This window comes from Actinomadura sp. 7K507 (genome assembly GCF_004348425.1).
GTDB lineage: Bacteria > Actinomycetota > Actinomycetes > Streptosporangiales > Streptosporangiaceae > Spirillospora.
The window spans coordinates 1-12,433 of sequence record NZ_SMKK01000260.1; the positions used below are offsets into that span (position 1 = coordinate 1).

Sequence of the window (12,433 nt, forward strand, 5' to 3'; positions counted from 1 at the left end):
CCGGTGGTTGGATCTACACCGCCGACGGTGCCTGCGCGGCGCCGGGGCTCTGGCCGAGGGTGGCCGGTGGTCGGGGGAACTGAGGAGAATGGTGGGTATGGGCGGTTCGAAGGGTTGTGTGTTCTGCGAGATCGCTGACGGAGGGCGGCCCGCGCATGTGGTGATGGACACGCCGGAGGCGGTGGCGTTCCTGGATACGCGGCCGTTGTTCAAGGGGCACACGCTGCTGATACCGCGCCCGCACGTCGAGACGCTCACCGATCTGCCCGCCGGGTCGCTCGGCTCGTTCTTCGGGCACGCGCAGCGGCTCGCGGCCGCGATGGAATCGGTGCTCGGTGCGGCCGGGTCCTTCGTGGCCATGAACAACCGGATCAGCCAGAGCGTCCCGCACCTGCACGTTCATGTCGTCCCGCGCAACCGCAAGGACGGCCTCCGCGGGTTCTTCTGGCCACGCCAGAAGTACGACTCCGACACCGAAGCCGCCGAGTACGCCGCCCGCCTGTCCAGTGCCCTTCCCGCCGCTCCCTGACCACCCCGGGCCCGGTGGGAGCGCCCACGATCACGCGGGCCGGGCTGGTGGGCGGTGGGGTGGTCGGCGTGGCCGGGTGGTCGTCAGGTCAGGGCTAGCAGGAGGGCTATGTAGGGGTCTGTCGGGTCGGTTTCGGTGGTGGAGGGGGCCGCGGCCTCCAGGGCGGCGGCGTGTTCGTACAGGTCGCGTTCGGCCCGGTCCAGGGCAGCGGACAGGACGTAGTCAGTGACCGTCCAGCCGATCAGCTCGGCCGCCTTCCGGATCACGAGGATCTGTTCCGCGGATATCCGGAAGGCGAGGTGGTCGTCGGCTTTGCTGGCGGGAAGGTCCTGGCGAACCGACTCGGGCATGGTCGGTCTCCTTCCTTGCGGCATCTAAAAGTACGCCGGGAGGAGTTGTCAGGACATCCCCACTGAGAACGAGAATCGGCGGGTGCCGGAAGGAGCCGGCGGGGTGCGCGGAGCAGGTGTCGGAGCGGTGGCCGTCTCGGTGGAACTGCTCGATGATCTGCTTGGCTGTCTCGTCCGGCCGGATCTGGCGAATCGGTAGGACTGCTCGGCAGGGAGGTGCCCACGGTGGAGGGGTGGAATCGTCGCGTTCACCTGGACGACTGGCAGGTCTCTCACGCGGAGGTGTCCGGGCGCGGTGCGGACGTTGGGTGCGTGCAGCGAGCCAGGGGAGCCGTCGAAGCCACGGCCGAGCATCACTGAGGGATTTCCGGTATGACCGAGACCAAGCCCGCCCCGGCACGTGACGAGCAGGGACGTGCGCCCGCGATAGAGCTCAAGGGGGTTGAGAAGGCGTTCCAAGCCCATGGGGAGACCGTGGCGGCGGTGCGGGGCGTCGGGCTGACGATCGCGCAGGGGGAGTTCTTCTCCCTGCTCGGCCCGTCAGGGTGCGGCAAGACGACGACCATGCGCATGATCGCCGGTTTCGAGGAGCCGACGGCCGGCGAGATCCGCCTTCACGGGAAGGACGTCACCGGTGTGCCGCCGAACCGGCGCGACGTGAACATGGTGTTCCAGTCGTACGCGCTGTTCCCGCACATGAGCGTCTTCGGGAACGTCGCGTTCGGCCTGCGGCGGCGCGGCGTCCCCAAAGCGGAGATCCGGCGGCGGGCCGCGGGGATGCTCGGCATCGTCGATATGGCGGGACGGGAACGGCGCCGTCCCGGTGAGCTGTCCGGCGGGGAGCAGCAGCGGGTCGCGCTCGCCCGGGCGCTGGTCAACCGGCCGAGCGCCCTGCTGCTGGACGAGCCGCTCGGCGCGCTGGACCTGAAGCTCCGCCAGACCATGCAGGTGGAGTTGAAGCGGATCCAGCGGGAGGTCGGCATCACGTTCGTGTACGTGACACACGACCAGGGCGAGGCATTGGCGATGTCGGACCGCATCGCCGTCATGAACGACGGGCTGATCGAGCAGCTGGGCACCCCGAGGGAGATCTACGAGCATCCGGCGACGCGTTTCGTGGCGGGATTCATCGGGACGTCGAACGTGCTCGGCGGGGAGGTCACCGAGACGGGCGCGGGCATCGCGGTGATCTCCTACGGTCCGGACGGGCGGATCGAGGTGCCGGTGCGGGACGGCCTGGAGGTCGCGGCGGGGGAGCGCCTGGAGCTGACCGTCCGTCCCGAGAAGATCGGCATCGGGGCGGACAGGCCGAAGGAAGACATGTGCGGCGTCCGGGGGACCGTGACCGAGGTCGTCTACCTCGGGACGTCGACGAACTACAACGTCACCACCTCCACCGGGGCGGACATCGTCGTGTTCCAGCAGAACGCCGCGTCCGCCGACGACATCGCCGGACGCGGGGACAGCGTCTGGCTGTCGTGGTATCCGCGCCACTCGTACGCCATAGGAGCCCCCCAGTGAGTTACATCGATCCAGCGTTCCTGCGCGGGCTTACGCGGCCGCGCTCGGCGCGTACCCGTCGTGACGTCCTGCGGCTGATGGGCGCGGCCGGGGGCGGGATCGCCCTGTCGGCCTGCGGCGTGGAGGGGCGAGGCGGCAAGGAGGACGTCGGCCGGGACGACGTCCGGGAGTTCTGGTCTGGCAAGGCCAGGAACGGCACCCTGAACTGGGCGAACTGGCCGGGCTACATGCAGGACGACCGTGAGACCGTCAAGGCGTTCGAGAAGGAGTCGGGCATCGAGGTGACCTACAAGGAGGTCATCCAGGAGATGGGCCCGTGGTTCGGCAAGATACAGGCGCCATTGGCCGCGGGGCAGTCCATCGGCTTCGACCTGATGGTCATGACGAACGGGATCCAGCTGGAGAAGTGCCGTCAGCTCGGCTACCTGGCCCCGCTCGACCACTCGAGGCTGCGGAACTTCGCCGCCAACGCGGGGGCGCGCTTCAAGAACCCGTCCTACGATCCCGGCAACGCCTTCACGATCCCGTACGAGTCGGGCATCACGGGCATCGCGTACAACACGAAGTACGTCGAGGAGGAGATCACCGGCATCGCCCAGCTGTTCGACCGGAAGTACGCGGGCAGGGTCGGCATGATGGGCGATTCGCAGGAGCTCGGGAGCTTCGGGATGCTCGCGCTCGGCATCGACCCGGAGAAGTCGGCGAGGGCCGACTGGGAGAAGGCGGCCGCCAAGCTCCGCGGGCAGCGTGACAGCGGCATCGTCCGCAAGTACTACACCCAGGACTACGTCGATGCCGTCAGCAAGGGCGACGTGTGGCTGACGATGGCGTGGTCGGGCGACGTCTACAGCCTGACGTCCCCTGACGTGAAGTTCGTGGTGCCCGAGGAGGGCGGCACGATCTGGACCGACAACCTGTGCATCCCGAAGACGGCCGAGAACCCGGTCGACGCGCTGACCCTCATGAACTGGCTCTACGTCCCCCGCAACAATGCGCCGCTGACCGAGTTCATCAACTACATGCCGCCCGTCCCCGCGACGCGGCGGATCCTCGCGCGGAAGGCGGCGGAGGCGACCGGCGAGGAGAAGGAGGACCTGACCAGGCTGAGCACCAGCCCGCTGGTCTTCCCGACCGAGGCGGACCTGGCCCGGCTGCGGCACTACCGGCGTCTCGACCAGGCGGAGGAGGCCGAGTACCAGAAGATCTTCGAGCCCATCTCGAAGGGTTCGTGATGGCGCGGGGCCGGGCGGCGCGGCGGCGGGGGCGGCTCGCGCCGTACCTCATGATCCTGCCGGGCGGGCTGTGGCTGGCGGCGTTCTTCCTCGTCCCGCTGGCGCTGATGGCGTCCCTGTCGCTGCAGACGGGCAACCTCGTCGACGGGTTCCGGCAGACGCTGCACTGGCAGAACTACGCCGACGGCCTGAGCACCTACGGTGACACGTTCGCCCGGTCGCTCTGGTACGGGCTGCTGGCGACGGCCGCCTGCATCGCGATCTCCTACCCGGCCGCGTACTGGATCGCGTTCCGCGGCGGGCGCCACAAGGCGACGTACCTGTTGCTGATCCTGCTCCCGTACTTCGTGTCGTTCATCCTGCGGACGGTGTCGTGGAAGCTCGTGCTGACGGACAACGGCCCGGTTCTCGGCCCGCTGCGCGACAGCGGGCTCCTGCCGGAGGACTTCCGCCTCCTCGACACCGGTGTCGCGGTCGTGTCCGGGCTGACGTACAACTTCCTCCCGTTCATGGCGCTGCCGATCTACGTGGCGCTGGAACGGATCGACCCGCACGTGGTGGAGGCCGCTCGTGACCTCTACGCCGGCCGCGTCCAGGCGTTCGCGCGGGTCGTCCTGCCGCTGTCGCTGCCCGGGGTCTTCGCCGGCGTGATCATGACGTTCGTGCAGGTGTCGTCCGACTACGTCAACGCCGAGGTCCTCGGCGGCCCGCGGAACACCATGATCGGCAACGTGATCCGGGCGGAGTACTTCGACAACAGCGCCTACCCGGCGGCGTCCGCGCTGTCGTTCACGCTGATGGCGATCCTGCTGGCCGGCATCTTCCTCTACGCGCGCACCCTCGGCACCCGGAACGTCCTGGAGGCGGCGCGGCGATGACGACCGTCCGCGAGGCCCCGGCGGAACGTCCCGCCGCACCGGAACGCCCCGCCGCACCGGGAAGGCGCCGCCGGATCTCCGGCCTCCACCTCTACACGCTGGCGCTCATCGCCTGGCTGACCCTGCCCATCGCGATCATGATCCTTTTCGGGTTCAACGACGTCCAGGGCAAGCAGAACTTCCGGTGGCAGGGCTTCACGCTCAAGTGGTACGCGCAGCTGCTCGACAAGAGCGACCTCACCGCCGCCGTCCTCAACTCTCTGGTGATCGCGCTGCTCAGCACGCTCATCACCACGGTCCTCGGGACGTTCGCGGGCCTCGCGCTCGGCCGGTACGGTTTCCGCGGCAAGGGCCCCGCGGGCCTCCTGCTGTTCATGGCGATCTCCTGCCCGGAGATCGTGATGGGCGCGTCGCTGCTGTCGATGTTCGTCACGTTCAACCTGCCGCGCGGCCACCTGACGATCCTCGTCGCGCACGTGATGTTCTCGATCGCGTTCGTGGCGGTGACGGTCCGCGCCCGCGTGGCCGGCCTCGACCCGGCCGTGGAGGAGGCCGCGCAGGACCTCGGGGCAGGGCCGTGGACGCGGTTCCGGCTCGTCACCCTGCCCATGATCATGCCGGGCGTGCTGGCGGGGGCGCTGCTGGCGTTCGTGCTGTCCGTCGACGACTTCGTCATCACCGGCTTCACCGGCGGCGCCACGGTGACGTTCCCGCTGTGGATCTACGGCTCGACCAGGACCGGCGCCCCGCCGCAGGTCAACGTGATGGGGACGCTCATCTTCGCGGCCGGCGTCGTGATCGCGGTCGTCTCGGCGCGGCGCACCCTCCGGGCGTCTCGCAGGAGGCCCCACGGAGTGAGGCATCATCGTGACTGACCGGGGGGACGACGTGGACGTACTGAAGGCCCTCGCAGAGGCCGCACCGGAGCCTTTCTGGCTCCTGGACCCGGCACGTCCGGTCGCCGGCCCCGCCCTGGCCGGTGCGGTGACCTGCGACCTCGCCGTCGTGGGCGGCGGGTACAGCGGCCTGTGGACGGCCCTGCGAGCGAAGGAGCGCGACCCGTCCCTGGACGTGGTCGTGCTGGAGGCCGGACGGGTCGGCGACGCGGCGTCCGGACGCAACGGCGGGTTCTGCGCCGCCAGCCTGACCCACGGCCTGGAGAACGGTCTGGCGCGATGGCCGGACGACATGCACACGCTCGAACGCCTCGGCTGGGACAACCTGCGCGCCATCGCCGACACCCTCACGCGATACGGCATCGACGCCGAGTGGGAGCCGACCGGCGAGATGAGCGTCGCGACCGAGGAGTGGCAGCTTCCCGGGCTCGAGGACGCGGCGGAGAACGCGTACGAGCACGGTTGGGAACCCATCCTCCTCGGCCCCGACGCCGTCCGTGCGGAGGTCGCCTCGCCGACGTTCCTCGCCGGGCTGTGGGACCGCGACGCCGCCGCGATGCTGCATCCCGCCAAGCTCGCCTGGGGCCTCGCGGACGCCTGCCGCTCCCTCGGCGTGCGCGTCTTCGAGCACACCCGCGTCACGGGGCTGCGCTCCGACGGTGCCGCGCTCCGGCTGACGGCCGCCCACGGGAGCGTCACCGCCCGCCGAGTCGCGCTCGGCACCGGCCCGTACCCGTCGCTCCTCAGGCGTATGCGCAGCTTCGTCGTCCCCGTGTACGACTACGTCCTCGTCACCGAGCCGCTCACCCCCCAGCAGCGCGAGTCCGTCGGCTGGCAGCACCGCCAGGGGCTCGGTGACAACGCCAACCAGTTCCACTACTTCAGGCTCACCGCGGACGACCGGATCCTGTGGGGCGGCTACGACGCCGTTTACCACTACGGCAGCGGCCTACATCCCACCCTGGAACGCCGGCCCTCCACGTACGCGACCCTCGCCCGGCACTTCTTCGCGACGTTCCCGCAGTTGGAAGGCGTCCGTTTCTCCAACGCGTGGGGCGGCGCGGTCGACACGTGCAGCCGCTTCTGCCCGTTCTTCGGGACGGCCTACGACGGCAGGCTCGCATACGCGGCGGGATACACCGGGCTTGGTGTCGGGGCCACCCGCTTCGGCGCCGACGTCATGCTCGACCTTCTGCACGTCGGTTTGGCGCCCGGCGAGGAGACTGAGCGGACCCGCCTGAAGATGGTGCGCTCCAAGCCCGTCCCGTTCCCGCCGGAGCCGCTCCGGTACGGCGTCATCGAACTGACCCGCCGCGAGATCGCCCGCGCCGACCGCAACGCCGGACGCCGCGGCCCCTGGCTCCGCACGCTGGACCGCCTGGGCATCGGCTTCAGCTCCTAGGCTCCGAAGCCGTTGAGCCTCGGCGTCGCGCGCGCGTGAACACCGCCGGTCAGTCGGGGGACTCGTCGATGGTGCCGAAGATGACCGACGAGACCTCCAGGTAGAGCTGCTCCGGGTACGGCATGAAGTTGACGTGGTTGATCGCCTGCTTCTGGCCCGCGGACTCCGTGACGAACTCGCCGTACCCCAGCATCCGCCCGACCATGGAGCGGTTCAGCGTGATGTCGGTGACCTTGGTCAGCGGCATCATCAGGACGCTCCGGTTGAGCACCCCCTTCACGACCATCATCCGATGCTCGGTGACCAGGAAGAACTCCAGGGACCAGGCGACGACCTTCCAGAGCAGGTAGCCGATCGTGATCAGCCAGAGCCACCAGATCCACATCAGGCTCGCGACCGCGCCGACCGCGCCGCACACGACGAGCCCGCCGACGACGATCGCGACCGGCGGGATGAGCACGGCGGGATGGCTGCGGACGGCGATGACGCGTCCCTCGTGGGACATGAGGTATTTGTCGACGGTGCGCGACGAGCTGTCGTGTTGCACCATCATGTCCTGCAGGTTCACGGTGGCGTCCTCGTCATGATCCGGTTGGTTCAAAGGTAGCCGACGCGGTGCCGCCGCCGCACGGGCCGTGCGGTAAGGGGACCGGGGCCTTGCCGGAGGGGGATCGGCGACTGATGATGATCGGCATGGACGGCGTGAGGGAGCCCGCGGAGGGGCCGCACGGCCAGGGGGACGCGAGCGGGCCGCGGGGCGCGAGGGGGCCGCGCGGCGAGTTCGCGCCGGACGTGACGGGACGCCCCATCTGGCGGCTGCTGATGCGGGGCCTCGGCGTCTACCTGCCGGGCTGGGAGATGCCGGCGGGCGCGCTGCGCGTCCGGGACGGGGCGGCGGACGGGTTCGGGCCGCCCGCCTACCTCGACGGGGACGCCGGTTTCGGCGTCCAGATCCCCGACCGCCGCCGGGGACTGGAGCCCGACCGGGAGATCTACGTCCGCGGCCGGGAGAACCCGAGCTTCGGCATCGTCGTCGCCGGCCCGGCGGCGGCGATCGGCAGCCGCGTCGTGGACGCGGACGTGCTGATGCGGTTCGCGCGGAGGCTGACGTTCGAGGAGCTCTTCGACACCGGCGACGCCGACTCCGTCCCGTACGCGGTCCGCGGAGCGCGGGCGGTGGAGAACGCGGTGTTCCTCGACCGCGCCGCCGGCGTGGGGCTCTGCGTCGAGGCGGACCCGGAGACGGGCGCCCTGGCCTGCCCGCTGTACGTGCGCCTCGGCGGCCCGGCGGAGCGGACCGTGCGGGCTTACGGAGCGCCCCGCGCCGATGGAGCGCCCCGCGCCGAGGGGGCGCCGCACCCTACGGGGCAGCGGCCCAGCCCGTGAGGTCCCACAGCTGATGCGACGGCAGCCGCCGCAGCCGGACGGTCGCGGCGGCCGGGTCCCAGAACACCTCGTCGCTCTCCAGCTCCAGTGACTGGGCGGCGGTCAGCACGGCGCACAGGAGCTCGTCGCGCGTCCGCACGGCCATGAGCGGCCCGATCTGCGCGACGGCGCCGGAGCACTCCGACAGCGTCCGCAGCATGGCCTTGAGGGCCGCCTCGTCCTCGGGCGGGCGCGCCGGTTCGACGCCCGGCGGGACGCCGGGCTCCACCCGGCCGAGCCCGCGCCTGGCCTCACCGCCCGGCCCGCCCTCGTACAGGCCGCCGTGGAGCCCGTTGCGCGGCAGGTCGGCGCCGGTCGAGATGAGCAGCGCGCTGAACGCTCCCGCGAGGTCCTCGGCGGCCTGCCCGCCGAGGAAGTACCGGCGGCGCTCGGGGGAGCCGGGCACGGGGCCGTCCGATCCCTCCGCGGTGCGGAAGCGGACGTTCAGCCGGCTCGCCCGCACGCACCGCTCGTACATCTCGCCGAGGATGTCGTCGAGCTGGTCGTCGCGCGTCCACAGCCGTCCCGTGGCGGTGACGGCGTCGCCGTGCGCGCGGTCGCGGCCGGTGAGCGCGGCCGTGACGGTGTCGTCCAGCTCGCCCTCGGTGAACTGGAGCAGTTCGGCGACGACGTCCTCGACGTCCTCCAGCGTCCGGGTGAGGGTGCGCTGCAGGGCCAGGATCTCCTCGCCTCCGCGTTCGAGGTCGGCGAGCCGGTCGAGGGCGGTGTCGACCTTGCCCTCGACCGCGTCGCCGCCCGTCCGGGTGACGGCGCGTACCGAGGTCTCCACCTCGCCGAGCTTGCGGCGCAGCGCGGCGAGCGTGATCCGCTGCTGTTCCAGGTCGCGAAGCCGGCCGGCCTGCGTCCGCAGGAAGTCGTCGGCCTGGTGGACGAGGCCGGCCAGCTCCTCCACCTGCCCGGTGTTCTGCCGGAGCCGGGTGTCGAGCGCGGGCAGCACGTCCTGCTTTACCCGCGACAGTTCGGCGGTGAGCTGCTCGCCCACCGTGACCAGGACGTTGTTCTGCTTGGTGACCTGCTCGTTCAGCTCGTCGATCCGGCGGGAGAACGCGTTCGACTGATCCCGGCTCTGCTTGCCCGCGTACAGTTCGAGCGCCCCCACCACGACGCACATCACCACCAGGATGACCGTCGTCATTGCACTCCTCGGGCGTGACGGTGATTACCGGACCGGGTTTTGATCGCGACCATAACTTACGATCACGCGGGCCGACCGGAACTTACGTAACCGACTGATCTCAGTGACCGGCCGGTAGAAAGCCGCCTCACCGACACCATTCCGTGAGCAATTCGATACCGTTGGTGACGGCCGGTCAGATGCAGCCCTCGAATTGCGGGACCGTGGTGGTGAGTTCCAGTCCGGTCGGGCCGAACCACCGGTTCAGTTGCAGCCGCATCGTGCCGTCCTGGTACATCTTCGTGATGGCCTCGTTCACCGCCTCGCAGCCGTCCACGTCGCCCTTCCTGATGCCGACGCCGTAGCGCTCGTCGGAGAACGGCGCGTTCACGAGCCTCATGTAGTCGCCCGTCTTGGCCGCCATCGAGGCGAGCCCGCCGAGGATCAGGTCGTCGCTGGAGACGGCGTCGAGCCGTCCCGCGATCATCTTGTCGAGGCAGTCGGTGTACCCGGCGGCCTCGACCGGCACCGCGGGGACGCTCTGCTCGGTGGCGACGCGGCGGAACGACTGCGACCCCGGGACGCTGCAGAGCCGCTTGCCCGCGAGATCGTCCAGTTCCCGGATCGACTGCGGGTTGGACTCGCGGACGAGAATGTCCTGGTGGGCGACATAGTAGGGGCCTGCGAAATCCACCTTCGTCTTGCGTTCGGGGGTGATCGAGTAGGTGCCGACGACGAGGTCGACCTCCCCGGTCTGGATCATTTCCTCGCGCTTACTGGACGGCGCAGCCTTGAACGTCACCTTCGAGGCGTTGACATGCAGATGCCTGGCGATCTCCTTGGCCATTCTGATGTCGAAGCCGTCGTAGGAGTCGTAGTCGCCGGAGCCGGCGCCCTCGATCCGCTGCCCGAGGCCCGGCTGGTCCCGGTGGACGCCGATGACGAGGCCGTCCTTGCCCGCGATGGAGTCCTCTGCGGCGCCCGCGGTGCCGCAGGCCCCGGCCCCGGCGACCGAGACCGCCGCCAGCACGGCCGCCGCCGTCCTCCTCGCCCGGGACAGGCGAGGCCCGGGGGTCCGCGGCGTCACTTCGACCACCGGTACTCCGCCAGGCGGGGACGGACGCCGGCGAGTACGAGCAGGGCGATGGCGACGCCCGCGATCGGGAGGATCACGTACCACCCGCCCGTCCCGTCGTCCCCGTCCTCCACGGCCTCGTCGAACTCCATCTGGTGGAGCTTGATGAGTTCCTGCAGGGACCGGTCGTAGGCGGTGAAGTCCGCGGCGGCCGCGCCGCGGGCGGCCACGGCCTGCGCACGCTGCCCGCCGTGGACGTGGTCCCTCATCCGACGGTCGTTCGCCTGCACCTTCTGGTAGGCGCTCAGCACCTTGCTCAGGGCGCCCGCCATCTCCGCCTCCTGCGCCCCCGATTCCATCGGCCGGTTGGCCTCGGTGCCGAAGAACCCGAGGAACTTCGCACGCCCGGGCTCGAACGACAGGTCGCCCTGTACGGCCTGGTTGTACTGCGTCAGGTTCCCCGCGGGCAGGTACAGGACGGTCTGGGACTTGCTCAGGTAGACCTGCTCGTAGGCGTCGGCCCGGCCGGGGTCGAGCAGGAAACGGGTCGCGTCGGCGCTGGCGCTGTTGCTGATGGCACGTGCCCGCGAGAGGGACAGGATCGAGTCGAAACCCTCCTCCTTGGCCTTGCGGAGGCTGTCGGCCTGACCTGACAGCATGGCCGCGCTCGCCGCGACCAGGACGAGTGTGCCGAGCGAGGCCAGCGCCAGCGGCACGTTCAGCATCCGCCGGTAGCGCCTGGCCAGGTACAGCTGGAAGCCGGCCAGGGTCACCAGCAGCGCCAGGCCGGTGATGATGATCCACGTCCGTCCCGTGAGGACGGCCGACCGCTTGTCCTCGTAGGTGTGCCGGACGAGGGTGCCGTTGTCGAGCGTGAGGTTGTAGGCCTTGGGCAGCAGGTCCAGCTTCATCAGGTCCGTCGCCTGCCGGTAGAGGTCGATGACCTCCTGCGACGGCCGCCCGGACGCGCGGTTCGACTGCCCGTCGAGCAGCAGCGCCTGACCGGCGAGGCGCTCGTAGCGGCCCAGCGCGTCCAGCACGTCGCGGGCCGTCTCCTCCTCGGTCCTCTCGTCGGCGAGGTTCGCCGCCTGGAGCAGCGCGTCGCCCGCCTTCAGCCGGTTCTCGTTGTAGCGGGCCATCGCCTGGTCGCGGCCGCCGCCGGCGGCGCCGCCGATCAGCAGCGCGTTGGCGAGCTGGGCGTCCATGTCGGTGAGCTGGAAGTACAGGTCGCCGGTCGCGACGACCTGCGGGCCCGCGTCGTGCCCGATGACCCGCACGCCCTCGCGGGCGTCGGCGATCGCCGCCAGCGCGACCGCCAGCAGCGCCACCAGCAGGACGACGGCCAGGACCGTCAGCGTCCGGACGCGGGAGGCGACCGTGCGGGGGACCAGCCGCGCGACGCCGGCCGCCGCCGCGCCGGCCGTCCGCCCGACCGGGCCCGCGGGCGGCCGCCGGGCGGGCGGCGCCGGCTGCGGCGAGGGAGCGCGCTGCGGGGAGGGAGCGGGCTGCCCGTTCGCGGGAGACTGCTGGACGGCCGTCATGTCGCCTCGCCTCGGGTGAGCGTGATGGTGGTCCAGGCGCCCACGTGGATCCGGTCGCCGCCGGAGAGCCGCACCTCGACGTTGTACGGGATGGGTTCGGTGGACCCGTTCAGGCACGTCCGGTTGGTGGATCCGGGATCGACCAGCGTCCAGGTGCCGTCCGGCTTGGCGAGCAGGACGGCGTGGACGTGGGAGACGCCGGGGTCCTCGGGCGGCTCCCTCAGGTCGATCTCGGGCGGGGACGGCTGCCCGGAGCCGCGCCGTCCGATGCGGATCTGCTGCCCCACGAGCGGGATCCGCCTCTCAGGCGCGTACGGGGGGAAGGTGAGCGACGCCGAGTCGGGGCCCTCCTCGGCGATGACCGAGTCGTAGTAGTCGCGGTCGGCCCTGACGACCGCGATCCACACCGCTCCCGGGACGGGGGGCGCGGGGACGGGCGGCGCCGGCAC

13 protein-coding genes are annotated in these 12,433 nt (G+C 70.8%); 7 read left to right on the forward strand and 6 right to left on the reverse strand.

The window, feature by feature from the left end:
• The first annotated feature begins 97 nt into the window (after window positions 1-97).
• Window positions 98-529, forward strand: a complete 432-nt coding sequence (locus E1285_RS37925) for an HIT family protein (RefSeq protein WP_132159429.1) — start codon at window positions 98-100, stop codon at window positions 527-529.
• Between the two features lie 83 nt (window positions 530-612).
• Here E1285_RS37925 and E1285_RS37930 read toward each other — a convergent pair whose 3' ends face one another.
• A complete protein-coding gene (locus E1285_RS37930; protein WP_132159430.1) occupies window positions 613-879 on the reverse strand; it encodes a DUF1778 domain-containing protein in 267 nt (88 codons plus the stop codon).
• 372 nt (window positions 880-1,251) lie between these two features.
• Between E1285_RS37930 and E1285_RS37935 the strand changes: the two genes are divergently transcribed.
• Genes E1285_RS37935 through E1285_RS37955 form a run of 5 tightly spaced genes read left to right on the forward strand, consistent with a single transcriptional unit; the run spans window position 1,252 to window position 6,808 of the window.
• Complete coding sequence (locus E1285_RS37935) at window positions 1,252-2,400, forward strand: ABC transporter ATP-binding protein (protein ID WP_132159431.1); 1,149 nt, start codon at window positions 1,252-1,254, stop codon at window positions 2,398-2,400.
• Complete coding sequence (locus tag E1285_RS37940; RefSeq protein ID WP_243723332.1) at window positions 2,397-3,632, forward strand: spermidine/putrescine ABC transporter substrate-binding protein; 1,236 nt, start codon at window positions 2,397-2,399, stop codon at window positions 3,630-3,632. Before E1285_RS37935 ends, E1285_RS37940 begins: the two co-directional genes overlap by 4 nt.
• On the forward strand, window positions 3,632-4,510 hold the full coding sequence (locus tag E1285_RS37945; RefSeq protein ID WP_132159432.1) for an ABC transporter permease: 879 nt from the start codon (window positions 3,632-3,634) through the stop codon (window positions 4,508-4,510). The genes E1285_RS37940 and E1285_RS37945 overlap by 1 nt, the downstream gene beginning before the upstream one ends.
• The gene (locus E1285_RS37950; RefSeq protein ID WP_132159433.1) at window positions 4,507-5,385 is read left to right on the forward strand and encodes an ABC transporter permease; all 879 of its coding nucleotides are present in this window, start codon (window positions 4,507-4,509) and stop codon (window positions 5,383-5,385) included. Before E1285_RS37945 ends, E1285_RS37950 begins: the two co-directional genes overlap by 4 nt.
• Window positions 5,378-6,808 carry an FAD-dependent oxidoreductase gene (locus E1285_RS37955; RefSeq protein ID WP_243723333.1) on the forward strand — a complete coding sequence of 477 codons (1,431 nt, stop codon included), beginning with the start codon at window positions 5,378-5,380 and terminating at the stop codon, window positions 6,806-6,808. The genes E1285_RS37950 and E1285_RS37955 overlap by 8 nt, the downstream gene beginning before the upstream one ends.
• Window positions 6,809-6,857: 49 nt before the next feature.
• Here the strand turns inward: E1285_RS37955 and E1285_RS37960 are convergent, their stop codons facing one another.
• The gene (locus E1285_RS37960) at window positions 6,858-7,376 is read right to left on the reverse strand and encodes a PH domain-containing protein (RefSeq protein ID WP_347814120.1); all 519 of its coding nucleotides are present in this window, start codon (window positions 7,374-7,376) and stop codon (window positions 6,858-6,860) included.
• A 125-nt stretch (window positions 7,377-7,501) separates the two neighbouring features.
• On the opposite strand from E1285_RS37960, the gene E1285_RS37965 reads away from it, so the two are divergent.
• Entirely contained in the window at window positions 7,502-8,194 is a 693-nt protein-coding gene (locus E1285_RS37965; RefSeq protein WP_207947116.1) for a hypothetical protein, read from the forward strand.
• Here E1285_RS37965 and E1285_RS37970 read toward each other — a convergent pair.
• The 4 genes from E1285_RS37970 to E1285_RS37985 form a co-directional block, all read right to left on the reverse strand.
• On the reverse strand, window positions 8,169-9,389 hold the full coding sequence (locus tag E1285_RS37970) for a hypothetical protein (protein ID WP_132159434.1): 1,221 nt from the start codon (window positions 9,387-9,389) through the stop codon (window positions 8,169-8,171). The genes E1285_RS37965 and E1285_RS37970 overlap by 26 nt on opposite strands.
• Window positions 9,390-9,564: 175 nt before the next feature.
• The gene (locus E1285_RS37975) at window positions 9,565-10,464 is read right to left on the reverse strand and encodes a glutamate ABC transporter substrate-binding protein (RefSeq protein ID WP_243723334.1); all 900 of its coding nucleotides are present in this window, start codon (window positions 10,462-10,464) and stop codon (window positions 9,565-9,567) included.
• Window positions 10,452-11,984: a hypothetical protein gene (locus E1285_RS37980; RefSeq protein ID WP_243723335.1), complete on the reverse strand. Its 1,533-nt coding sequence runs from the start codon at window positions 11,982-11,984 to the stop codon at window positions 10,452-10,454. The genes E1285_RS37975 and E1285_RS37980 overlap by 13 nt, the downstream gene beginning before the upstream one ends.
• On the reverse strand, window positions 11,981-12,433 hold a 453-nt coding region (locus E1285_RS37985; RefSeq protein ID WP_132159435.1), incomplete at its 5' end, for an FHA domain-containing protein. The genes E1285_RS37980 and E1285_RS37985, both read right to left, overlap by 4 nt.